Annotated in this window: 28 protein-coding genes and 3 tRNA genes; 23 read left to right on the top strand and 8 right to left on the bottom strand. The window is 29.6% G+C overall.

Annotated features, from left to right (window positions below):
* Window positions 1–8 precede the first annotated feature (8 nt).
* A tRNA-Thr gene (locus ABIN17_06135) sits at window positions 9–81 on the bottom strand.
* Between the two features lie 49 nt (window positions 82–130).
* On the opposite strand from ABIN17_06135, the gene ABIN17_06130 reads away from it, so the two are divergent.
* The 6 genes from ABIN17_06130 to ABIN17_06105 are packed head-to-tail and all read left to right on the top strand — an operon-like array spanning window position 131 to window position 6,089.
* On the top strand, window positions 131–1,384 hold the full coding sequence (locus ABIN17_06130) for an adenylosuccinate synthase (protein ID MEO0284631.1): 1,254 nt from the start codon (window positions 131–133) through the stop codon (window positions 1,382–1,384).
* Entirely contained in the window at window positions 1,362–2,672 is a 1,311-nt protein-coding gene (gene tilS, locus ABIN17_06125) for a tRNA lysidine(34) synthetase TilS (GenBank protein MEO0284630.1), read from the top strand. Before ABIN17_06130 ends, tilS begins: the two co-directional genes overlap by 23 nt.
* Window positions 2,663–3,199 (top strand): hypoxanthine phosphoribosyltransferase, encoded by a 537-nt coding sequence (gene hpt / locus ABIN17_06120; protein MEO0284629.1) that lies wholly within the window; start codon window positions 2,663–2,665, stop codon window positions 3,197–3,199. The genes tilS and hpt overlap by 10 nt, the downstream gene beginning before the upstream one ends.
* On the top strand, window positions 3,196–5,028 hold the full coding sequence (ftsH, locus tag ABIN17_06115; protein MEO0284628.1) for an ATP-dependent zinc metalloprotease FtsH: 1,833 nt from the start codon (window positions 3,196–3,198) through the stop codon (window positions 5,026–5,028). Before hpt ends, ftsH begins: the two co-directional genes overlap by 4 nt.
* Window positions 5,025–5,240 (top strand): CopG family transcriptional regulator, encoded by a 216-nt coding sequence (locus ABIN17_06110; protein ID MEO0284627.1) that lies wholly within the window; start codon window positions 5,025–5,027, stop codon window positions 5,238–5,240. Before ftsH ends, ABIN17_06110 begins: the two co-directional genes overlap by 4 nt.
* A gap of 42 nt (window positions 5,241–5,282) precedes the next feature.
* Entirely contained in the window at window positions 5,283–6,089 is an 807-nt protein-coding gene (locus ABIN17_06105; GenBank protein ID MEO0284626.1) for a sulfite exporter TauE/SafE family protein, read from the top strand.
* On the opposite strand, the gene queG is transcribed toward ABIN17_06105, so the two are convergent.
* Window positions 6,070–6,969, bottom strand: coding sequence for a tRNA epoxyqueuosine(34) reductase QueG (gene queG, locus ABIN17_06100; protein ID MEO0284625.1), 900 nt, complete (start codon window positions 6,967–6,969; stop codon window positions 6,070–6,072). The two genes, ABIN17_06105 and queG, sit on opposite strands and share 20 nt — an antisense overlap.
* A gap of 12 nt (window positions 6,970–6,981) precedes the next feature.
* On the opposite strand from queG, the gene ABIN17_06095 reads away from it, so the two are divergent.
* From ABIN17_06095 to ABIN17_06075, 5 genes are all read left to right on the top strand, one after another.
* Window positions 6,982–7,992, top strand: coding sequence for a hypothetical protein (locus ABIN17_06095; protein ID MEO0284624.1), 1,011 nt, complete (start codon window positions 6,982–6,984; stop codon window positions 7,990–7,992).
* A 6-nt stretch (window positions 7,993–7,998) separates the two neighbouring features.
* Window positions 7,999–8,856: a universal stress protein gene (locus ABIN17_06090; protein MEO0284623.1), complete on the top strand. Its 858-nt coding sequence runs from the start codon at window positions 7,999–8,001 to the stop codon at window positions 8,854–8,856.
* 12 nt (window positions 8,857–8,868) lie between these two features.
* Window positions 8,869–8,958: transfer RNA gene (locus ABIN17_06085), tRNA-Ser, on the top strand.
* Window positions 8,959–8,984: 26 nt separating this feature from the next.
* Entirely contained in the window at window positions 8,985–9,299 is a 315-nt protein-coding gene (locus tag ABIN17_06080; protein ID MEO0284622.1) for an iron-sulfur cluster assembly protein, read from the top strand.
* A 1-nt stretch (window position 9,300) separates the two neighbouring features.
* Window positions 9,301–10,428: an LptF/LptG family permease gene (locus tag ABIN17_06075; protein ID MEO0284621.1), complete on the top strand. Its 1,128-nt coding sequence runs from the start codon at window positions 9,301–9,303 to the stop codon at window positions 10,426–10,428.
* Here ABIN17_06075 and lpxK read toward each other — a convergent pair.
* The gene (lpxK, locus tag ABIN17_06070; protein MEO0284620.1) at window positions 10,393–11,355 is read right to left on the bottom strand and encodes a tetraacyldisaccharide 4'-kinase; all 963 of its coding nucleotides are present in this window, start codon (window positions 11,353–11,355) and stop codon (window positions 10,393–10,395) included. The two genes, ABIN17_06075 and lpxK, sit on opposite strands and share 36 nt — an antisense overlap.
* Before the next feature lies 1 nt (window position 11,356).
* Entirely contained in the window at window positions 11,357–11,941 is a 585-nt protein-coding gene (locus ABIN17_06065) for a glycerol-3-phosphate acyltransferase (protein ID MEO0284619.1), read from the bottom strand.
* A 62-nt stretch (window positions 11,942–12,003) separates the two neighbouring features.
* Between ABIN17_06065 and ABIN17_06060 the strand changes: the two genes are divergently transcribed.
* From ABIN17_06060 to ABIN17_06015, 10 genes are all read left to right on the top strand, one after another.
* Window positions 12,004–12,093 (top strand) — tRNA-Ser (locus ABIN17_06060).
* A 161-nt stretch (window positions 12,094–12,254) separates the two neighbouring features.
* The gene (locus tag ABIN17_06055) at window positions 12,255–12,398 is read left to right on the top strand and encodes a HEPN domain-containing protein (protein MEO0284618.1); all 144 of its coding nucleotides are present in this window, start codon (window positions 12,255–12,257) and stop codon (window positions 12,396–12,398) included.
* A 105-nt stretch (window positions 12,399–12,503) separates the two neighbouring features.
* The gene (locus ABIN17_06050) at window positions 12,504–12,845 is read left to right on the top strand and encodes a nucleotidyltransferase domain-containing protein (GenBank protein MEO0284617.1); all 342 of its coding nucleotides are present in this window, start codon (window positions 12,504–12,506) and stop codon (window positions 12,843–12,845) included.
* Window positions 12,846–12,912: 67 nt separating this feature from the next.
* A complete protein-coding gene (locus tag ABIN17_06045) occupies window positions 12,913–13,095 on the top strand; it encodes a hypothetical protein (GenBank protein MEO0284616.1) in 183 nt (60 codons plus the stop codon).
* 305 nt (window positions 13,096–13,400) lie between these two features.
* Window positions 13,401–14,426, top strand: coding sequence for a WD40 repeat domain-containing protein (locus tag ABIN17_06040; GenBank protein MEO0284615.1), 1,026 nt, complete (start codon window positions 13,401–13,403; stop codon window positions 14,424–14,426).
* Between the two features lie 3 nt (window positions 14,427–14,429).
* On the top strand, window positions 14,430–15,293 hold the full coding sequence (locus ABIN17_06035) for a hypothetical protein (GenBank protein ID MEO0284614.1): 864 nt from the start codon (window positions 14,430–14,432) through the stop codon (window positions 15,291–15,293).
* 20 nt (window positions 15,294–15,313) lie between these two features.
* Window positions 15,314–15,976, top strand: coding sequence for a fibronectin type III domain-containing protein (locus tag ABIN17_06030; GenBank protein ID MEO0284613.1), 663 nt, complete (start codon window positions 15,314–15,316; stop codon window positions 15,974–15,976).
* A gap of 200 nt (window positions 15,977–16,176) precedes the next feature.
* The gene (locus ABIN17_06025) at window positions 16,177–16,389 is read left to right on the top strand and encodes a hypothetical protein (protein MEO0284612.1); all 213 of its coding nucleotides are present in this window, start codon (window positions 16,177–16,179) and stop codon (window positions 16,387–16,389) included.
* A gap of 5 nt (window positions 16,390–16,394) precedes the next feature.
* On the top strand, window positions 16,395–17,609 hold the full coding sequence (locus tag ABIN17_06020) for a MiaB/RimO family radical SAM methylthiotransferase (protein ID MEO0284611.1): 1,215 nt from the start codon (window positions 16,395–16,397) through the stop codon (window positions 17,607–17,609).
* A gap of 2 nt (window positions 17,610–17,611) precedes the next feature.
* Window positions 17,612–17,908: a hypothetical protein gene (locus ABIN17_06015; GenBank protein ID MEO0284610.1), complete on the top strand. Its 297-nt coding sequence runs from the start codon at window positions 17,612–17,614 to the stop codon at window positions 17,906–17,908.
* 7 nt (window positions 17,909–17,915) lie between these two features.
* Here the strand turns inward: ABIN17_06015 and ABIN17_06010 are convergent, their stop codons facing one another.
* From ABIN17_06010 to sat, 4 genes are read right to left on the bottom strand one after another with little or no spacing between them, the layout of a single operon-like run.
* A complete protein-coding gene (locus ABIN17_06010; GenBank protein MEO0284609.1) occupies window positions 17,916–18,755 on the bottom strand; it encodes an NAD(P)-dependent oxidoreductase in 840 nt (279 codons plus the stop codon).
* 16 nt (window positions 18,756–18,771) lie between these two features.
* The gene (locus tag ABIN17_06005; protein MEO0284608.1) at window positions 18,772–19,701 is read right to left on the bottom strand and encodes a hypothetical protein; all 930 of its coding nucleotides are present in this window, start codon (window positions 19,699–19,701) and stop codon (window positions 18,772–18,774) included.
* Window positions 19,698–20,966, bottom strand: a complete 1,269-nt coding sequence (locus ABIN17_06000) for an alkaline phosphatase family protein (GenBank protein MEO0284607.1) — start codon at window positions 20,964–20,966, stop codon at window positions 19,698–19,700. Before ABIN17_06000 ends, ABIN17_06005 begins: the two co-directional genes overlap by 4 nt.
* Before the next feature lie 23 nt (window positions 20,967–20,989).
* Entirely contained in the window at window positions 20,990–22,156 is a 1,167-nt protein-coding gene (gene sat, locus ABIN17_05995) for a sulfate adenylyltransferase (protein MEO0284606.1), read from the bottom strand.
* Window positions 22,157–22,181: 25 nt separating this feature from the next.
* Between sat and ABIN17_05990 the strand changes: the two genes are divergently transcribed.
* Together ABIN17_05990 and ABIN17_05985 are read left to right on the top strand one after the other, a co-directional pair.
* Complete coding sequence (locus ABIN17_05990) at window positions 22,182–22,451, top strand: hypothetical protein (protein ID MEO0284605.1); 270 nt, start codon at window positions 22,182–22,184, stop codon at window positions 22,449–22,451.
* Between the two features lie 15 nt (window positions 22,452–22,466).
* Window positions 22,467–23,048 carry a LysM peptidoglycan-binding domain-containing protein gene (locus tag ABIN17_05985; GenBank protein MEO0284604.1) on the top strand — a complete coding sequence of 194 codons (582 nt, stop codon included), beginning with the start codon at window positions 22,467–22,469 and terminating at the stop codon, window positions 23,046–23,048.
* Window positions 23,049–23,054: the final 6 nt, after the last annotated feature.

Raw genomic sequence — 23,054 nt, 5'->3', positions numbered from 1 at the left:
GTTATTAGAGCCAGGGACGGGAATTGAACCCGCAACCTTCGCATTACGAATGCGATGCTCTACCGGTTGAGCTACCCTGGCGCTGTTCATATTTTAAATTTTAAGTTATAAAAAGTTATAATTAAAATACATGAACTCAAAATTCCTTGCAATTATAGGTCTTCAATGGGGAGATGAAGGAAAGGGAAAAATTATAGATGCCCTTAGAAATGAGTATAAAATAGGAATTAGATTCCAGGGAGGAGCAAATGCAGGACATACTGTATATAGAAATGGAGATAAAATAGTTCTTCATCAGATTCCCTCCAGTATACTCTGTCCAGATAAAAAAGCTTTAATCTCCTGTGGGTGTGTTCTTGATCCTGAAGCACTTATAAATGAGATTGAAAATTTAAATAAAAAAAATATTTCTGTAAAAGGAAGACTTTTTATAGACGAAAGAACTCCAATTGTTTTTAGTTTTCATAAAGAAGAGGATATTTTAGAGGAGGATAAAAAAAAAGAACACAAAATAGGAACAACTGGAAGGGGCATAGGACCTGCTTATAGGGATCTAATTGCAAGGAAGGCATTAAAAATAGGAGAGTTTAAAAACAAGGATTTAGCCTTTAAAAAATTTAAGGAATTGTGGGAATTTGCAAGTGAGATAAGGGGTGCAAGATTTGGAAGACCGATGATTCCCTGTGAGGAGCTCTTTGAAAAATATAATGAGTATTTTTTTAAAATTAAGGAATTTTTAACAGATGGTATTCTTTTTATAAAGGAAAAGGAAGAAAAAGGGGAAGTAATGCTTTTTGAAGGTGCTCAAGGGGCTCTTCTTGATACTTGTCTTGGAACTTATCCCTATGTAACATCTTCTCATACAGTCTCTGGGTCAATTTCTCTATCGACAGGTGTTGCACCATGGAAAATAAAAAGAATAATAGGAGTTTTTAAATGTTATAATACAAGGGTGGGGGAAGGACCGTTTCCAACAGAGGAAAAGGGTGAAGTGGGAGAGTATTTAAGGGAGAAAGGAGAGGAATACGGAGCAACAACAGGTAGGCCGAGAAGATGTGGATGGCTTGACCTTCCTCTTTTAAGATATGCGATAAGAATAGTTGGGGCGACAGAGCTTGTAATTACAAAAATAGATGTTTTAAGAGGTTTAGAAAAGATAAAAGTTTGCGTTGAGTATGAGCTTAATGGTAAAAGACTTAAATTTCCTCCTGCTTTGCCTTTTGAACTATATGAAGTAAAACCTGTATACAAGGAATTTAGTAGTTTCGAACCTGATTTAAATGATAAAAATTTGCGAGAATTCCTATTCTTTATTGAAAGGGAGACAGGTTTAAAAATTAAGTATGTATCCGCATCAAAGGATGAAGAATTTAAAGAATTTTGAGATTCCGGAGGAAGTTTTTGAAGCAATTGAAAGTTTTGATTTAATTGAAAAAAAAGATAGGATTTTAATTTCCTATTCAGGTGGACCTGATTCCACTTTTTTAACCTATGTTCTTTTAAATTTAAAAAAAAAATTTTTTCTTGAAATTTCACTTTTTTATTTATTTCACAAACTTGAAGGCAGTTTACCCCCTGAAAAAGCAAGAGATTTTGCCTCTAATTTAGGTTTAAAAATTTTTATATTTGAGGAAGATATAAAAAAATTTGCAAAAGATAATAAGTTGAATATAGAGGAAGCAGGAAGAGTTAAAAGATATACTTTACTTAGCGAAGTCTCAGAAAAAGAGGGTTTTAATAAAATTGCAACAGCCCACACCTTAAACGATGCCCTTGAAACTTTTCTTTTAAGATTTTTGAGGGAAGGTTTTTCTCTTTTAAATCCACCTATAAAACCAAAATATAAGAAATTAATAAGACCCCTAATTTTAATACCAAGGGATAAAATTATAAAGATTTTAAAAAATAATGATATTTCCTACCACATAGACATTGAAAATTACACTCTTCAAAGAACAAGAAATAAAATAAGGCATATTTTAATTCCTGAAATTTTTAGAGAATTTAATTTTTCTCTATCAAAGTTTAAGAAGTTTTATATAAGAATAATTGAAGAAAGTAATTTTTATGAAGAAAATATAAAGAAGGAAATTAAAGAATATGTTGAGGAAAAAACTCCTTTTTTTATGAGAATAAATAGGGAAAAAATTATAGCGAGTTCTTCTTTTAAAAAAAGAGAATTGTTGAAGAATATTTTATTTGAATTTGGTTTTGAAGAGGAATTAAAAAGGGAAATGCTTTTAAATATAGAAGAAATTCTTGATAAAGGAGGTAAAATTGAAATTAAAAAGGATTTATTTTTTGTTTCAAAGGGAGATTATGTTCTTTTTATGAAAAAAATACCTAATTTTGAAATTCCCTTGAGAGAAGGGGAATATGAGATAATAAAAGGTTTAAGGGTAAAAGTTGAAATAAATGATAAGGAAGGTTTTTTACCTTTGTATCTTTTAAATGAGGCAAAGTTAAGATTTAGAAAGCCTTGTGACCTTATTGATATTGAAGGTAAAAAGGATTTAAAATTAAAAAAATTTTTTGAAAATAAAAAGGTCCCTTTCTATTTAAGGGATTATATTTTAGTTCTTGAATATAAGGGAAAAATTGTATGGATTGAAGGTTTTAAACCTTTTATCAAGGGAAAGGACTTAAAAATTGAGGTTCTAAAATGGAAATAATTTTAAAGGAAAAAGAAATTAAAAAAAGGGTTAAGGAAATTGCAAGGATTTTAAAAAAGGAATATAAGGATAAAAATCCTGTGCTTATAGGAGTTTTAAAAGGTGGTTTTGTGTTTCTTGCTGACCTTGTAAGGGAAATGGGTATAGATTGCACACTTGAATTTATAAGGCTTTCAAGTTACGGAAAAAAGTCAAAAATAAAAGCAGAGGATGTAAGAATAATGTGGGATCTCCCCATTGATATTGAAGGTAGGGATGTTATACTTATTGAGGATATTGTGGATACAGGTCATACTCTTAAATTTCTAAAAAATGATATTTTGAAAAGAAAACCAAGGTCATTAAAAATAGTTGTATTTCTTGATAAGTATGAAAGGAGGGAAGTTAATTTGGATGTTGATATAATAGGTTTTAAAGTTCCAAATAAATTTCTTGTGGGTTATGGTCTTGATTATAACGAAAAATTCAGGTATTTTAAAGATGTATATGGACTCACAGAAGAAGAAATTGAAAGGTATGGAAAATGAATGATAAAGATAAAAGGGAAAAGGTTTTAAATTTAACTCAAATTATTGTATGGATAGGTATTTTTGTTCTTGTAGCATTATTTTTAGCTTATTATACAGAGAAAAATTTAAAAGTTTTAAATATAACCTATTCTGAATTCATTCAGGAAGTTGAGAAAGGCAACATAAAAAAAGTAATTGTATCAGAAAAAGAACTTCAGGGTTATTTTAAAAATCCAAAAGAGGTTAAGGGTTTAAATTTTACAGAATTTAAGCTTTCTCTTCCGATGGAAAAGCCTGATATTCTTGATTTTCTTGTCAAAAAGAAGGTTGAGGTTGAAACAAAGGTTAAAAGTCCCTTTATTGATATTCTTTTAGGTTATCTTCCCTGGCTTTTAGTTTTTCTTGGAATATGGTTTTTATTTTTTAGACAGATTCAGGCTGGGAATTCAAAAGCCTTTTCCTTTATAAAGGTAAGGGCAAAGTTGATAACAGATAAAAAACCAGATGTAACCTTTAATGATGTAGCAGGTTGTGATGAGGCAAAGGAGGAGTTAAAAGAAGTTGTTGAATTTTTAAAGAGTCCCCAGAAATTTCAGAAATTGGGAGCCAAGATTCCAAAGGGAGTATTACTTGTTGGACCACCTGGAACAGGTAAGACACTTCTTGCAAGAGCTGTTGCTGGAGAAGCAGGAGTTCCTTTTCTTTCAATATCAGGTTCTGACTTTGTTGAATTATTTGTTGGTGTTGGTGCAGCAAGGGTAAGGGATTTATTTGAACAGGCGAGGAAAAATGCTCCCTGTATTATATTTATTGATGAGATTGATGCAGTTGGAAGGTTAAGAGGAGCAGGTTTGGGTGGTGGTCATGATGAAAGGGAACAAACTTTAAATCAGATTCTTGTTGAAATGGACGGATTTGATCCAAGGGAAGGAATAATTGTTATGGCTGCTACCAATAGACCTGATATTTTAGACCCCGCCCTTTTGAGACCTGGAAGATTTGATAGAAGAATAGTCCTTCCTATTCCTGATGTAAAGGGAAGGGAAGAGATAATAAAAATACATTCGAAAAATAAACCTCTTGGAGAGGATGTTGATTTTGGAGTTATTGCGAAGGGAACACCTGGTTTTTCCGGTGCTGATCTTGCAAATCTTGTTAATGAAGCAGCACTCTTAGCAGCAAGGAAGGGAAAGGAAAAAATTACAATGGAAGACTTTGAAGAGGCAAAGGATAAAATTTTGATGGGTGTTGCAAGGAAAAGTATGGTCCTTTCACAAAGAGAAAGGGAGCAGGTTGCTTATCATGAATCAGGACATGCAATTTTATCAGTTCTTTTGCCAAATGCGGACCCAATTCATAAAGTTACAATAATTCCGAGGGGTCAAGCTCTTGGAGTTACACAGCAGCTTCCAAAGGATGATAGGCACATTTATCCAAAGGAATATCTCCTTGACCAGTTAACAGTTTTAATGGGAGGTAGAGTGGCTGAAAAAATTGTTTTTAATACCCTTTCAACAGGAGCAGCAAATGATATAGAAATGGCAACCCAGATAGCAAGGAAAATGGTAGGAGAGTGGGGAATGAGTGAGAAAATTGGACCTGTTTCTTTTGCAAAAGAGGATGAGGAAATATTCTTAGGGAGAGAACTCTCGCTCAAAAGAGGAATTAGTGAAAAGATAAGTGAAATGATTGATGAGGAAGTAAAAAGAATTGTAGAGGAGGCTGAAAAAAGGGCGGAAGAGATTTTAAGGAGTAAAGTAAATGCCCTTAATAAACTGGCACAGGTTCTACTTGAAAAAGAAGTTCTTGATTCTGAAGAAGTTAAAAAAATTGTAAATGAAAATTGAAAGATAAGGTTACAATAAAAATTCCACGCCCTCTTTATGAGAAATTAAAGAAAATTATAGAAGGAACGGGTTTTAGAAGTGTTAATGAATTTGTAATCTATGTTCTCAGAGATTTACTCTCCATAAAAGAAAAAGATAAAGAGGAAATTGAACTAACAAAAGAAGAAATCAAGAAAATAAAAGAAAGACTGAAAAATTTAGGATACTTTTAATTTTTTTTGATTTTTATACTCCAATTGGAATATAATTAGAGTATGAAATTTTTTTTATTATTTTTTCTTTCATTTATTTTTGAATTTGCAGATTCTTCAATAGGGATGGGTTATGGGACAAGTTTAACTCCAATTTTAATATTAATTGGTTTTCCCCCCTCGCAGATTGTTCCCTGTATTCTTTTGTCAGAATTTATAACAGGAATTTTATCTGGATTCTTTCATCATAAATTTGGGAATGTAAATTTTGATTTTAGAAGAGATGAAAAAATTGTTTTAAGAAGACTTGCAGGGCTCGGTTATGTTCCTCGTTCTGAAGATGCAAAAGTAAGTTTCTTACTTATTATATTTGGAGTAATTGGAGCAATTTTTTCAGTAATTTTAGCTCTCAATATACCTAAAAAATTTGTTAATTTATATATTTCAATTATGGTAACAGGAATAGGTATATATATTTTAATAAATATCAAAAAGAAAATTGCTTTCAAGAAAAATATTTTTCTATTTGTTGCTTTTTTAAGTGGTTTCAATAAAGGTATATCTGCAGGAGGCTACGGTCCCCTTGTAACAGGAGGTCAGATTATTTCTGGTAGGTCAGCAAAAAGTTCAATAGGAAGCACTTCTTTAGCAGAAGGTGTAATATGTTTTGTTTCATTTTTAATTTATATTTTCCTTGAGAAAAAAATAGACTTTAAACTTGCATTACCACTTCTTTTAGGTGCATCCCTTTCAACACCTTTTTCTGCTCTTGTGGTAAAAAAAATTGAAGAAAAGAAAATGAAAATTTTTATTGGTATTTTAATTATAATCTTAGGTGTTTTAAATATTTTTAAACTTCTTGGTATTTAACTAAATTAATGTTTCTTATTAACCCCTTTATTTTAGCCCTTTTTAAAGGGCTGTTTTTAAGATATTTTTCTGGATTTTTTTGAAAATCTTCTGGGTTAAAATTTTTAACATATGGATGTAAGGGAAAATCCACTGGTTCTACTGGATTTTTGTTCCAAGGGCAAACTTCCTGACATATATCACATCCAAAAATATAAGAGTTCATCCTAAGTTTTATTTCCTCAGGAATATCACCTTTATTTTCAATAGTATGATAGGAAATGCATCTATTTGAGTCAATAACAAAGGGTTTAACGATAGCACCTGTAGGGCATGCTTCAATACAACGGGTGCATTTTCCACAGAAATTTTTATCAATACTTTTATCCGGTTCTATTTCCTTATTTAATAGGACTGTACCTAAAAGTAAATAAGATCCTTTTTTAAAGGAGATAAGCATAGTATTTTTGCCTATAAATCCAATTCCTGCTTTTCTTGCGAACATTCTTTCAAGGATGGGTCCTGTATCCACATATATCTTATATTCCACACCTAAAAACTTCTCCTTAACTTTTTCCATAACTCTTTTTAATTTTTTATACAGAAATTTATGATAATCAACATGAAGGGCATAACCCGCAATTTTATATTTTTCAAAAAAAATTTTTTTGTATGGAAGTGCAACTACAAGGATAGTTTTAACGGTTTCAAAAACCTTTAAAGGTGAAATTCTTTTTTCAAAAGTATTTTCCATCCATTTCATATCTGCATGATATTTATTTTTAATCCATTCTTTAAAAGAAAAAATATCTCTTTCTTCTACTTTTGGATCAGTAAATCCAAAAATAAATAGTTTCTCTTCCTTTAATTTTTCCTTTATGAATTCTTTTAAATCTTTCATATAAAATATAGAATGCAGATTTTAGGACACAGAAATCAAATTAATTATTTTGAAAAAATATTGAAAGAAGATAAATTCCAGGGTGCATATATTCTTTCAGGACCTGAAGGTGTTGGTAAGTTAGAAACTTTAAAATTTATCCTTATGAAGTATGTGTGTGAAAATAAAACAGGCTGTCTAAATTGTATTATGTGTAAAAGATTTAAAAGTCTTTCTATACCTGATATAAATTTTATTTTACCTGATAAGATTAGAGAAGAGCTTCTTGAACTCTATGAAAAAGGTGAATGGAGTTTTGAAAATTTAAGAACTGATTATTTTTCAAGGGATCTTACCATAGGTATAGATACAATAAGGGAAATAGGAGAGGAAATAAAATCAAGACCAATTGAATTAAAAAGAAAATTTTATATTTTTCTTGATGCTGATTTAATGAGAAAGGAGGCACAGAATGCCCTTTTAAAAATTTTAGAAGAACCACCTGAATTTGCTACCTTTTTTCTAATAACACCATACCCCGACTCTCTTCAAACAACAATAAGGTCAAGGTGTATCAATATACCCTTTTTTAATCTTGAATTTAAGGATTTTAAAGAGTATTTTAAAGGAACGAAATATATATATTTTCTTTACAGAATTTCCTCAGGTTCAATTGGCTTGGCAAAAAGAGTAATTAAAGAAAAAATACAAGAAGAATACGGGAATTTTCTAAAGGAGATAATGAGAAATGAGGAGGAACCTTTTTTTGTTTATAAAAAAGAAAATAAGGAATATTTAAAGGATAAAATTTTTCTCTTTGGCTTCTTTATAAGAGAGATAACAGAGTTAAAACTTGGTAAAAGGGAAATTTTTAAAGATCATCCATATGTTTCGGAAATTGAATTTTTGAATAAGAGAATAGATCCTTATACCCTTGATTTATTATATGATAAATATTATAAAATTCTTGAAGGATACAAGAGAAATATACCCAATTATCTTTTAATCTATCTTCTTGATTCTATTAGATTTGGACTCCCATAATATATTATGGAAATAAGAAACATTCTATGGCTAACTGACTTTAACCCTCTTTCAAACTATGCCTTTGAATGGGCAAAATTTTTTTCTATTAGTTTTAAGACTAAACTTTATGCAGTTCATGTAATTCCTGAAAAGAAAATTTCCATTCTTGAGGAAAAAGAAGAGATTTTGAATATGTTTAATTTAATGGAAAGGGAAGAAAGGAAAAAGGCTGAAAAGGATTTTGAAAGTAAGAAAAAGGAAATAGATAAAAAAATTGAATTTGAAACTCATCTTTTGAAAGGTGAAATAGTGGAGGAGATAATAAAGTTTATAAATGAAAAGGATATTGACCTTTTAATAATGGGAGCTTCCAATAAAAGGGAAAAACTTATGATAGGAACAACTGCTTACAGGATTTTGACCAATGCAAGGATTCCTGTTTTAGTGGTAAAGGAAAAGATAGGTGTTAAAGTTAATAAGATACTTGTTCCCATTGATTTTTCAAAACTTTCCTTTAAGGCTCTTGATTATGCAATTTTTCTTGCAGAAATTTTTGGGTCTGAAATTCATCTCCTTCATGTTATTGAAATTCTTGAATCAATTGGATTAAAAGAAGTTGAGGAAAAATTAATAGAGGAAACAAAAGAAATGTTACATAGAGAAAGTGAAAAGTTTAAGGGTAAGTACAGAATTTTTGTGAATGCAATAAAGAGGGATTCTGCAGAAATAGGTATAATAGAATTTGCAGAGGAAAAGGGGATAGATCTCATATGTATGGCAACAAGGGGAAGAAAAGGTATTTCCCATTTTTTCCTTGGTTCAACTCTTGATAAGGTTTTAAAACTTACAGATATTCCAATTTTAGCTTTTAATCCTGTATAATCTGAATAAGACGGAGGGGTGGCCGAGTGGCTTAAGGCGGCGGCTTGCTAAGCCGTTTCTCCGAGAATATCGGGGACGCGGGTTCGAATCCCGCCCCCTCCGTTTTTTATAATTAAGAGGGAGGAGTTATGCCAACAAAAGAAGAAATTTTAGAGAGAATGAAAAATGTTTATGATCCGGAGATTCCTGTTAATGTTGTTGATCTTGGACTTGTTTATAACATAGATATTAAAGAAACTGGTGAGATTAATATTTTAATGACTTTAACAGCCCCGGGTTGCCCGATTTACCCCTATATAGCAGAACAGGTTAGAAGGGAAGTAAGTCAGATTGAAGGTGTTAAAGAAGTAAATGTAGAATTTACCTTTGACCCTCCTTGGTCACCTGAAAAAATGACAGAGGAAGGAAAAGAAGCTTTAAGATCAATGGGATTCAATATTTAGATTGAATATAACTTTCTCAAAAGTTGATAGAGAAATTCTCCTTTCACTTATTCCGCCCTTTATTTATTCAATAGCTCTTCTTCTTATGATTATGCTCCTTGATAAAATTTTTGATCTTTCTGATTTAATTTTTAAAAAGAAAATTCCTCCTTCTATGGTTTTAAATATACTCTTTCTTTCTCTTCCCTATATGCTTGCACTTATTATTCCAATGAGTGTTCTTGTTTCTGTTTTATATGTATTTGGAAATATGAACCAGGAAAGGGAGCTTATGTGCCTTTCTACAAGTGGAATCTCTCTTTTAAGGATTATAAGGTTTCCTTTAATTTTTTCAATATTTATTTTTTTCTTTTTAATATACTTTAATAGTTTTTTTGTTCCTGAAGTTAACCATATTTTAAAAAAGAAAGTTTATTATATGTATAAATATAAACCCTCCCTTGCTATTAAAGAGAAAGTTTTTAATGATATAGGTGGAATGAGCATTTATGTTGAAGAAAAGGATGAAAAAAGAAATGTTCTCAAAAATTTAAAAATATTTCAGAAGGATAAGGATTACTCACAAATAATTGATGCAAAAGAAGGTATAATTAAAAAAGGTAAGGAGGGTGGTTACCTTTTAGTTTTAAAGGATGGAACAATTCATGAAAAAAAGAGAAATGAAGTAAATATAAGAAAGCTTGAATTTAAAGAGCATAAAATTTATATTCCTGAAAAAAAGGAAAGGGAATCAGAAATTTTTTCTAAAAGTGATAGGGAATTAACTTTAAAGGAACTTTTAAATTTAATAAGAGATAATAAAAAAAAATTTAGTAAAAACAAAGAGGAAAATAAATTTATTTTTTTACAGATTCAGAGATACTGGGTTGAAGTTCATAAAAAATTTTCCATACCTTTTGCAGCACTTGCCTTTGTAATTATTGGAATTCCTCTTGCTAAAATTTTTGGAAAATCAGGATGGGGCTCAGCTTTTGGAATATCAATAGTTATCTTTACAATTCATTACATTTTACTTGTTGGGGGTGAAGAACTGGCAGATAGGGGAATAATATCTTCCTTTATTGCAATGTGGACAGGTGATATCTTAACCCTTTTAACTGGTATTTATCTTCTTTATAAAACAAGATAAATAATCATAAAAGGATTTTTCTATATTCATTTCTATTTCAGGGTATATAAAAAAATCTTCTTTTATATCCATTCTTATTAAGTCCTTTTCAGTTGTTATAACATAATCACATTTTAATTTATCTTTAAGTTTTAGGATTTTTTCCATGTCTTTTTCATCATAAAAGTGATGGTCAAAAAATTTAAGGTGTTCTCTTAGAATAAAATTTTTTTCAACAAATTTTTTTAAAGAAAAGGGATTCGCAATACCTGTTACAAGTAAAACTAAATCCCTTTTTGAAGGAAAGACCTTTTCTCCAAGATAATTTTTAAATCCTTTAAATTTATAGTTTGCAAAAAAATAAGTTTTTTTTCTTTTATCAAGAAAATAAATTTTGTATCTTTCTAAATCTTTTAATTTTCTGTTTATGATAATTATATCACCATCAAAAATTTCTCTTTTTAAATCTCTTGAAGTTCCCTCTGGAAAAAACATATCCTTTTTTAGAATTTCTTTTTCATCAAGGATAAAAATGTTAAGGTCAAAAAAGTATTTTTTTATCTGAAGTGCATCATCAAGAACAAAAAGGTTAATATTTTTTTTCTTTATTATTTCCTCAGCAGCCTTTTTTCTATCTTCATAGACTCCAATTGGTATTTTTAATTTTTTGAAAATAAGAAAAGGTTCATCACCTATTTCGTAAACTTGAGGATTGGAATCTTCAAAAAAAATTTTCATTCCCTTTTCCTTTCTTTTATAACCTCTTGAAAGTAGAGATATTTTTAAGTTTTTTTCTTTTAAAAATTTAATTATTTCAATAACAAGTGGAGTTTTTCCGCTTCCGCCGAGAGAGATTCCACCTACACCAATTGAGGGAAAAGGGAATTTTTTTCTGAATTTTTTTAAAATAAAATTTCTTGAAAAAATTATAAAAAAAATTGGATTCACTTTAAGAGTTTATCAATTTTCCTCTCAATCTTTCCCTTGGAAAATCAATTATTTTTTTTATTCCGATTGAGGCAACAATAAATAAAACGTAAAAAATTAAAATTTTATCTACTTTTTCAAATATTAAGATTAGAACAAAGGAAACAAAAAATAGTGCGATTGCTTGGTCAAAGTGTTTTTTTAAAAGGAAAAATATGAGAAAAATAAAAATTGAGAATATAAATTCAAAGGGAAAAAGGGAAAATAGTATTCCAAGGATTGTGCTTATAGATTTTCCCCCGTAAAATTTTAAAAAGATAGGGAAATCATGCCCCAGGATAGAGCCAATTCCTGATATAAGAGCGAGATTTTCTTTTTTAAATATTCTATAAAAGACAAATATTGGTAAAAATCCTTTTGAAAAATCAATTAAAAAGGTGAGTGTTCCTGCTAATTTTCCGACATTTTTATAGACATTTCTTGCACCAGGATTTCTGTCTCCCACTTTTCTTATATCAATATTTTTAATTTTTTTTGATATTATATATGCTGATGGGAAAGAGCCGAATAAGTATCCTAAGAGAAAGGAAAAAAAAATTTCTTTCATTTTAATAATTTTCATGAAAAATTAAGTAAAAATGCAAATTTATTTCTTTATAATAATACTTTGGAGGGGTGCCCGAGCCTGGTTAAGGGGTGCGACTCGAAATCGCATTGTCCTTTAAAAGGGATGCGCGGGTTCAAATCCCGCCCCCTCCGCATAGTAGAAATAAAGGTTGAGCGATTTAAAGAGGAACAAAAAGAAAAATAAATACGACAAATAAAAAACTTAAATTCAAATAGGTTAAAATATAAAAGTTTAGAAACTACTATAGATACTTTTGGCTTTAAGGAATAAGAAAAAGTTATAAAATGGATTTATGGAGACAAAAATGCAAAAAAATAAATTTAAGCCGACTGAAGAATGGTTCAAACAGGCTGAATATGATTTAGAAACAGCGTATGCAATGTTTAAAACAGGTAGGTATATCTATACTGTGTTTATGTGTCACTTATCGCATTAAAAGGGTTATATGCAAAAAAGTTTAAAAAAGATCCACCTAAAATTCATAATCTGAACTACTTTTGTGAAAAGATCAAACTTAAACTTATAAAGAGGAGCTATTTTTATGGCTAAAACAAAAAAAATAACAAAAAAAGAATTAACTAAAATTTTAATAGAGTTACTAAAACAGAGAGGAATTAGTATTTACAGAATCGTTATTTTTGGTTCTTATGTTAAAGGATTATCAAAAGAAGATAGTGATATAGATATAATAATTGTTTCTAAAGAATTCAGGAATAAAAACATTTTTGAAAGAATAGAACTTACAGCAGGTATAAACAGGGAATTAGTAAAGAGAACAATGAAGCCTTTTGATATTATGTATTATTCTGATGAAGAATGGGAAAAAAGCAATTCCCTGATTATAAATACTGCAAAGAGAGAAGGAGAAATAATATATGGCTGAAAATAAAATTAGAATAACCCTTACAAAAGGTAGGCCGATGTTATATTGAGTTGGTAAGAAATCGCTTATGAGTGGATCTGATTATGTAAGAAAAGTGAAACTGCGAGGATTGAAGGGAACAAGAACCGATGTTGATGATGCTGATTTACAGTTTATGTATGAGAGAATAGAGTTTTTTACTGGGGTTATAGATAAAACGGGAAGATATTACGGTGATGTAATTTTAAGACATGTTTTAGGAGGCGAATAATGTTAACCTCCTTAAAAATTTTAAAGAGATATTAGATAATGAGAAAAGTAGATTAAAAAATGATAGAGAGGAAAAATTGAGGGAAATTATCAAATTTTTTGAGAAATAGGCGGAAAGGCAAAAAGGATGCTTTTTAAAGTTGGAAGATTTAAAGAGGAATATACAAGAACATTTTATAGAAGGCACTTCTTTTAATCTTATTGAGTCAGAAAAATTCAATATTGTTATGGTATTCTATATACCCTTGATAAATTTTTTTTTTTTTTTTTTATCTTATAATCAAAATTATGTTTTTAATATGTGTGATGATAGAAAAAATTTTGAGGATCTGCCCCATTGAAAACCTTGAATTAAAAATACCAGCTAAAGTTATTCAATCATGGATAAAGGAAAATATTATTTTAATTATTTTGCTATTACCCTTTTTGTTTTCGTGCAGGAAAAAAATTGAAAATGGTCAGGAGACAATATGGCAGAGGTCACCAAATTTAAAACTTATTGCCAAACCTGTTCCTCCTTTTAAAGCCTATTCTGACCCTGTGTATTCTCCTTCTGGAAAAATTTATTATCTTGCTGCATATAAAATAAATGAGGGTATGTGGGTAAAACAAGCGCTGAAAGTAATAAATATAGATGGAACAGGTGATAGAATTTTACTTCAGGGTAATTTTCAGTGTCTTGATATAAGTCCGCGTTATGATAGACTTATTATAGGAACAGATGATGGAAAATTAATATTAGTTGATACATCAGGGAGTGTTATTAGTGAATATAAGACTTTTTTTCATTATGATAGTGTTTGTATTATATGTGTAAGATATAGTTGTTCTGATTCCTATGTATATTATACTGGAGGACTTGGGAGTATTTTCAGAATGAATTTAATAGATTCAACAGAAGAATTCATTCAGGCAGAGTCTTCTCCTTTTGATCTTATTTGTCCTTATAATAGAATTTTTCGTTCATTGGGATTTACAGGTGATGGTGGTTGGCCGTCAGTATTTTCGGATTCTTTTTTTGTAGCTACCTACTTTAATACTCCTGATCTGATAGATCTTACACCTGAAGGAGAGGAGAATCAATATGTATTAATGGGTTTATTAAAAGATCCTCAGAATGTTATTCGTTTAAATGAAATTAAGCCTTATGAGAAGTCAACATTTTATCGTCCAATTTTTTCACCTGATGGAAAGAAGCTTATATTTTCTGCATATGATGCAAGGTGGGAGCAGAATCCACACAGCCGTTTTTATTTAGCAGAATATCTTGAATTATGGATTTATGAAAAATTTGATGAATTAGTTGAAAAATATTTTGGAAAAAGGAGGTAAAATATGAAAGGTTTTCTAATTATATTTTTAATTATCTTGAGTGGAAGATGGTCTTTTTATATAGGATATGGGGAAACAGAATTAATTTATAATGATAGCGGAAGGATTGATAACATGCCTTTATTTTCTGTTTTCAATTTTTCAATAAAACAAAATCATTTTTTAAAAAGAATAAAAAAAATAGAATTTGACTGTGATTTAGAATATAAGTTTTCAAAATGGACTTATTTTATTAATAATCCATATGGAGATCATCTCACAAGTGGCTTTTCTCCACAGGATGTAACCTTTTTAATGGGTATAAAAAAAGATATATTGAAGGGTAATATAGGCTTTCAATATGATGCGGGTCCGCCCCCAGGGCTTATGGTTATTTTGACTCTTAATAATTCTGATAGGCAAGATGCTTTAATTTTTGGGATAGGAGTAGAAAAAAAATTTAGTTCTTCTATTTATATGGGTGAAATTAAATATATTTTCACATTTCCTGGGAAAATAGCATTTTATGAGCCCTTTTCCCCTTATAGAAAAATAGAATATAAATATGATAGTGGAGACCATTTAATTTTTAATTCAAAAATGGAATATAAAACTGGTTTAATATCTTTTGGACTTGATTTTATTTATAGATATAAAACAAGAAGTTTCAGAGTAAATATGAATACAGGGGAAAAAGATGAGTTTGGGGATAGTTATCATTTTTCTATTTTTCCATTTTTAAAGCTAAATTTTTTCAAACTTTTTTTTGAGATAAATACATCTATTTCAGATGAATATTCTCCTTTCGGTCTCTCTATATATGGAAAAAATTCAGTTGTTTTTTTACCGGGGAAATGTGTAACATTTGTTTTAAGTTATGAATATTGAAGTTAAAAGTAGGTTTTAAAATGAAATTATTATTTGTATTAATCTCTTTAAATTTGGAGCTCCCACCAGGAGCTCAAGCACAAATAAATCTGCATATTCACAATAACACCTCAATAACTCTTATCCAACCTAAAAGAAGTGTGATACAACCACCCTGGTATATTTCCACTCCTCAGCATGTTATATTTCCCGGAAATATCTCCCCGGGTTCTGAAGGGATACTCACATTTCCAGTATCTGCCTCAAATTCGGCATCTATAGGTCAAACAACCATAGTAAGCTTCGGGATTCAATGTAAAAATTATGAGATTCATCCTTCTTATTTAAATCTTTCCTTCTTTATAGGCTTAAACCCCCCAACAAACCTTTCCACAAATTCTTTATCCCCTTACAACTCTTTTACTTTAACCTGGAATGACAATTCAAACTATGAATCAGGTTATGAAATATGGAGGAAAGGAATAAATGAAAACTGGCATTCAATTTATCCATATCCAACTCAGGGACAGGGAACAGGAGAAATTACATGGACCGATAACTATGTCTCAAAATTTAAGGACTACTTTTATAAAGTAAGAGCATATAGGGATGGAATTTATTCAGAATTTTCTAATGAAAGATGGGTTACAACATCTCCAATTATTGCATTAGGAGATATAAATTGGATAAACCTATGCTCATAAAGTAATAAAAACATCTTTGTGTATGGGATATAAAGATGTGTCAGGAAGAAAAGTTTTAAATATTATAAATAAAGAGCTTGAGCCAGGAATTTACAAAATAGATTTTAAAAATAAATTTAATAAGGGGATATATTTTGCGGTTTTAAAGGGGAGGGAGAAAAGGGTTAAAAAATTTTCTATTTTAAAATAGCGTCTTGATTTTGGAAAATTTGATAAACTATTATATAAATATGGAAAAAGCAAAGTGCCCTTTGTGTGAGGCAACAATTGAGGTGCCCCTAAAAAAAATAGGATATGAATTCTCCTGTCCTGAATGTAAAGAAAGAATTGTTGTAAAACAAATAAGCCCCCTTGTTCTTGACCTTGCCCTTGAAGATGATGAAGAAGAGGATATCAGATTTGAAAAAATGTAAAAAATTTGGGAAAGTTTACAATTTTTACCCTCGGTTGCAGGACAAATATTGCTGAAAGTGAAAAATTAAAAGCCCTTCTTATTTCAAAGAAATTTGAATACACACCAAATATTTACGAATCTGATTATATTTTCTTAAATACCTGCACAGTAACTCATAAGGCTGACAGAGACTCAAAAAAAATTTTTAACAGAATTAAAAAAATAAATGAAAGGGCAAAAATTTTTATAACAGGGTGTGCCATTTATCTTTTTAAGGAAGATGAAAGAATTAGAATATTAAATTTTAATGACCTTTTAAAAGAATTTGACGAAAAAGACGGGAACATAAATGTTTTACCACCTGAAGAATCGAACCATGCAAGATACTTTCTTAAAATACAGGAGGGTTGTGACTATAGATGCACTTTCTGCATAGTTCCCATGAGAAGAGGAAAATCAAGATCATACGATATTTCTACACTGGTAAAAGAAGTTCAAATTGCAGTTTCAAAAGGTTATAAAGAGATTGTTTTAACAGGAACACAGATAGGTGATTATGGAAAAGATATTGACAAAAATATTTCCTTAAGGACCTTACTTGAAAAACTACTTTCCTTAAATTTTGATTTTAGAGTGAGACTATCCTCTTTACACCCTTCTCATATTTATAAAATTTATGATTTGCTTACAGAGGAAAAAATTGTTCCACACTTACATATTCCCCTTCAAAGTGGCTCAGAAAAAGTGTTAAGAGATATGAAAAGGCCCTATACCATTAAATTTTATGATAATATTTTAAATTCAATTATGAAATTAAAGAGAAGATTCAGTATCGGAACAGACCTTATTATTGGTTTTCCAACAGAAACAAAGAAAGAATTTCTTGAAACTAAAAGATATATTGAAAAATCTCCATTTTCCTATATTCACATTTTTTCTTATTCAAAAAGGGAAGGAACAGAAGCAGCTAAATTAAAGGAGATTGATAAAAAAGAATTGAAGGAAAGGATGGAAATAATGAAAGAAATTGATAAGAAAAAGAGGGAAAAATTTTTAAATTCTCTTTTAGGAAATATTTTAGAGCCTGTTTATGAAAAGAAAGAGGGAGATTTTTTAAAGGGTCTTTCAGAATACGGTTTTAAGGTGAAATTCAGGGGGAACGGAATAAGAAAAGGTGAATTAGTTAAGGTCTATATAGAGAAAATTGAAAATTTACTTCTTTCAGGATTTAAGATATAATTATGAAAATTATTGAGGAAATAAAAAAAGAACTCATAAAAAGTTCAAAATCCCTTTTAAAAGATGTGATAAATTTACCTGAAATAGAGGAAAAAAAAGAAAAAGAAGAATTTCTGATATTTGAGGAAGGAAAATCTTCCTTTACCTTTGATATAGAAGGGACTGGAGAAAAAAGAGAAGAAATTGAAGATATAGTAAATTTGATTAAAACAGGTCAATACGATAAGGCTATTGAAAAAATAAGGGAATTGAAATCAAGGGAGAGTTTTGGAATAGGAAGAGAGGAAATAGAACTTTAATTTTCTTTTAAAAAATAATATTTTCTTCCTTAAGAATTATTTTTATACCCTCTTCAAAATCTGTAAATTCAATTTTTAAAAATTTTTTGATTTTTTCGGAATTAAGAGTATCAACTCCCTTTCTTTTATCCTTAAAATTTATATTAAAATTTTCCCCAGTTATTTTTTCAAATATATTTTTTATTTCAAGAACAGATTTTACTATTCCACTTCCACAGTTATAAATTCCCTCTAAACCAAGCTCCATGACTTTTAAAATATATTCTGCTGCATCATAGGAAAAGATGTATTCATATCTTGAAGAGTAATCATCGTATAATACAACTTCTTTCTTTTTTTCTCTCAAAGCCTTTAAAAAATCTGAAACAGGATTTCTCTCCATAAAGGGTCCATAAATTCTTGGGAACCTTAAAGATGTGAATTTTATATTCTTTTTAGTACTTAATGTTTTTAAAAGTCCCTCAGCGGCGAATTTCATTGAGCCATAAAGAGAATTATGAAAATTTGCTTCTTCCTCTTCTGGAAATAACTTATTTTCATAAACACTGGCGGAGGAAATGTAAATAAAATGACCATTCTTTATTCTGTTTAAAATTTTCAAAGGGGTTATTACATTAACTTCAAGAGCATTTATGTAATCCCTTTCTACCTGAAATTCACCTGATACTGCTGAAAGATAAATGTAAAAATCAGCTTCAAAGTTTTTATTAAAGAAATCTTCAAAAAAATAAAATTCTTCTTTGAACCATTCTTTTTTTCTTAAAGAGAATCCTTTTATTAAATAGTCTTTTTCTTTTATCTTTTTGTATAAACTTCTTCCAAGGAGTTTAGATAAACCGAATAAAATTACAGATTTTTTTATCTTAGGAATTTAGAAGTATTGAACCAAGAAGAGGAAGTAATATTTCTATGTTTGCTGTTAAAGAAATTCCCTTTCCACCATCTTTTGTAGGTCTTTCAACTACATTTTGAAGAGGTCTATAATGCTGAATCTGGTCGATATTACAGGCAAAAAAGTTATAAACCTTATATCCTAAGTTTCTAACAATTGATAAACTCTTTAAAAAAACCTCAGGCATTATAACAGCAGAGGCTACATTTATAACAACTCCTCCTTTTTCAAGCTCGGAAAGATAAATTGCAAATCTTTTAAAATCCTTTAAAGTTGTAAAACCAACTTCATCACCATTTAGAAAAGGAAACATATGGATTATATCTGTTCCAACAGCAACATGGAAACTCATTGGAATATTTTTTTCCTTTAAAAGACACATAAGACTTTTATTTTTGTATGGAGGATTTTTTTCAAGAAGAAGGAGAGGAATTATCTCCCCCATTCCCTTTTTTTCCTTATAACCCCTTTTAAGTGCTTCATAAAAAAATTCGTGGGTTTCTTTAGTCATCCCGAATTTACCATCTTTTATTGTATCTTCAACAAATTCAGATGTTTCTCCGAACATGGCTATTTCAAAATCATGTATGGAAACAGCACCCTGACCTGCAAGCCATGTAATAAAGCCTTTTTCTGCAAGTTTTGAAAATAAAGGAGCAAGCCCACACTTAATAACAGCATCACCAATCATCCATATAATTGGTTTTTTTTCATCTCTTGCTTTTTTTATGTTAATAACAAGTTCTCTCAAATCCTTGGCCTTAAAAACTTTTGGAAGAAAGTCAAGGAAAAGGGAAATTTTTTCAGGTATATCTTCTTTTATGAAATCTTCTGTTTTTAGTTTATTTTTTCTTTCCCTTATAGATATGAATTTTAAATTTTTTAATTCTTCTTCCTTCATACAATTACCTCTCCATCAAAATTATATTTATTACTTATTTCAAGTATATTTAGAATTGTTGGAGCAACATCTATAATTTTCACATTATCCTTTAATATCCTTTTCCCCCTTATAAAAAGAAAAGCATCATCAAAGGTATGTGTCCCTTTTAAAGAGGAACTTGTGTAGATTTCTTCATTTTTAAGCTCTGCTCTAAAATCAAAACCTTTTTCAGAAATTAAAAGAAAATCAGGAGCAATATTTGAAAATTCTTTTCCAAAAATTTCATATTTGCTTTTGAAATCTTTTATTCCTTCTAAATTCAATAGATCCTTCAAAATATTTTCAACTTCTTTTATTATTTCTTCCTCTTTGTATTTTGCCTTTAAAAATCTTTCTTTTTTATATAAATAAATTCTTCCTGGAGTCATTGTAAATGCTTTTGAATCTTCTGAAATATCCTTCAGTTCTTGTGAATTTTCTATTTTAAATTTAAAAATTCCTCTATTCTTTAAAAGGGGAAAAATATTAATTTCACTTTTAAGTTCAGTGAAACCATGGTCGGAAAGCAATATAAGTTCATCCTCATCTTTTACATTTCTTTCAACAAATTCTTTTATTTTTTCATCAAGAAAATGAAAGTATTTTTCTAATTTATTATCTTCTTTAATGAAAAAGTGAAATAATCTGTCAGGTTCCATTATATGGAGAATGATAATATCAAAATAATTTTTTTTCATAATTTCTTCACAAACTTTAAATCTTTTTTCTGTTGCTAAAAACAATTTATTATAAAAGTCTTCTCTTTTTTTCTCTTCTCTTGCCATCCAAGGGTCAAGATCAATTATGTAGTTTTCTTTTATTAAAAGTTTATTTAATTCTTGAGGATAGGTAGCTTTTTCAATTTTTGGAGCAATAAATCCAGAAATACAATAAGTGTTTTTAATATCAGGAGGTGGGTAGGTTATGGGCAAATTTATATGTAAAACACTTCTTTTGTTTTCAGAAAAAATCTCTAACAGAGTTTTTGTTTTTATATCTTTATAATTTGGAATATAAAGTGATAGGTCATCATGGATATCAATAAATCCAAAAATTCCATGGGAACCTGGTTTTTTACCTGTTAAAAAACTTGTCCATGCAACAGAGGATAGGGTAGGATATACAGATTCCATTCTTTTAAAATCACCCTCATTAAATAGAGATTTTAAAAAAGGTAAATTCCTTTTCTCAGTGTAGTTTTTTAAAAAAGAGAAAGGGACACCATCAAGTCCCAGTATGAACATTCGCTTTTTTCTTTTAAAAAACATTACTTATATTCTTCCTTTAAAATTTCAAATACTTCTTTTCTTAAAATTTTTTCACTTAAATTTTCTTTATTTTTAAGTGCTTTCCTTATACTTGTCATACTTATATATTCCCTGAATCTTTCTTCATGAGGACATGTATTTTCAGAGGCTATTCCGTCACACTTAATACATATAAAAACTGATTTTACCTTTATTATTTCAATACCTATGTCGGGGTATAGATCAAAGATTCTATGGGCTGCGTAAGGGTCATAAAAATTACCTACCCCAGCATGGTCTCTCCCAACAATAAAGTGAGTTGCTCCGTAGTTTTTCCTTACTATTGCATGGAAAACTGCTTCCTTTGGTCCTGCATATCTCATAGGTGTTGTAAGCCCTGATAATAAAACTCTTTCCTTAGGAAGATAATTATCAATTAAGGCATGGTAACTTTTTAAAATTAAATCATTTGAAAAATCTCCTTCTTTTTTTCTTCCGAGAATTGGGTGAATAAAGAGACAGTCAGTTATCTCAAGAGCTATTCTCTGTAAATATTCATGCGCCCTGTGTGGAGCATTTCTTGTTTGAAAGGCACATATTGTTTTATAGCCCTTTTTCATAAAAAATTCCCTTGTCTCCTTTGGAGTAAGTTCATATTCAGAAAAGGGATGAGGTGGTCTTTTAAAAAGCCAGATTTTTCCACCTATGGCAAAATCACCTTTTGATTTTAAAAGAAAAACACCTGGATGATCCAGTGAAAGAGTTCCAAAGACCTTTTTTGATACATATTCGGTATCAAAACCATAAACTTCCTCAATTTCTATCATTCCAAATGTTTCCCCTCTGTATGATAAAAGAAGCTCTCCCTTATGAGGAATTTCCTTTACTTTTTCTTTTTTTATCTGTAAGAGTATAGGAATTGTAAAGGGGTAATTATTTGGCAATCTACCTTTTTCACAAACACTTTCTAGTTCTTCCTTTGTCATAAAGCCTTCAAGGGGAGAAAAACTTCCAATTGCTATTTTTTCAAGGTCAAAAAGAGTATCTTCATCTATTTCAATTTTTTTTAAACTTCCCTCAAAGGGTAAGGGTTTTTCTTTCGGGAAAATTCTTTCAACAAGTTTCATTTTATTTGAAAAGAAAGTTTTAAAAGATTTATTATATAAAATAAAAGTATTTGGGTTCAAACCCCTTTAATAATATTTTTAAAATATGGACAGAAGATTTAAAGTTCTTATTGGGGCAATGATATTTGCCCTGAGTGTTGCATGTGGACCGAAAATGGCTTCAAAAGAAACCATGCAGAGAATCCAGGAACTTCAGGCTCAGATAGAAAAACTTCAATCAGAAATTGCTAAATGTGAGGAAGAAATGAGGAATATTGATGCTCAGAAAACTGAGAAATCTCAATTGATAGAAAAATTAAGGGCAGAAAGGGATTCTTTAAAAACATTACTTGAACTTATAAAACAGGGTTATTAAAAGGAGGCTAAGGAAATGAAAAAATTAATTATATTTTCTTTTTTTGTTTTTTCTCTTTTTGCTCAGGAAAAATTAACTGAAAAGGATGCACAGGCTCGTATTAAGGAACTCCAGAGTAAAATTGAAGAGCTTACTAAAAATTTAAGTTCCTGTCAAAGTGAACTTGAAGCAAGAAAAAGTGAACTTACCCCTTTTGATAATGAGATTTCTTCTTTACAAAATGAAATAGATGCATTAAAGAGAGAGCTTAGTAAGTATCCATCAGAATATGAAGTTAAAAAAGGTGATTTTCTCGCAAAAATAGCTGAATATCCTTTTATTTATGGAACTTATAAAGCATGGCCAAGAATATGGAGAGCAAACAGAGATCTTATTAAGGATCCAGATCTTATTTATCCCGGATGGAAATTAAAGATTCCCCATGGGCTTGATAAAACTTACACAGTAATTAAGGGAGATTATTTGTGGAAAATAGCGAAGTTCTGGTGGATTTATAGAGATGGAAAGAAGTGGAAAGTTATTTATGAAGCAAATAAAGAAAAGATTAAAAATCCTGACCTTATATACCCTGGACAGGAACTTATTATACCGAGATAATAGATT

The organism is candidate division WOR-3 bacterium (assembly GCA_039803925.1).
GTDB lineage: Bacteria > Hydrothermota > Hydrothermia > Hydrothermales > JAJRUZ01 > JBCNVI01.
This window is presented reverse-complemented; position numbering and strand designations above follow the sequence as displayed.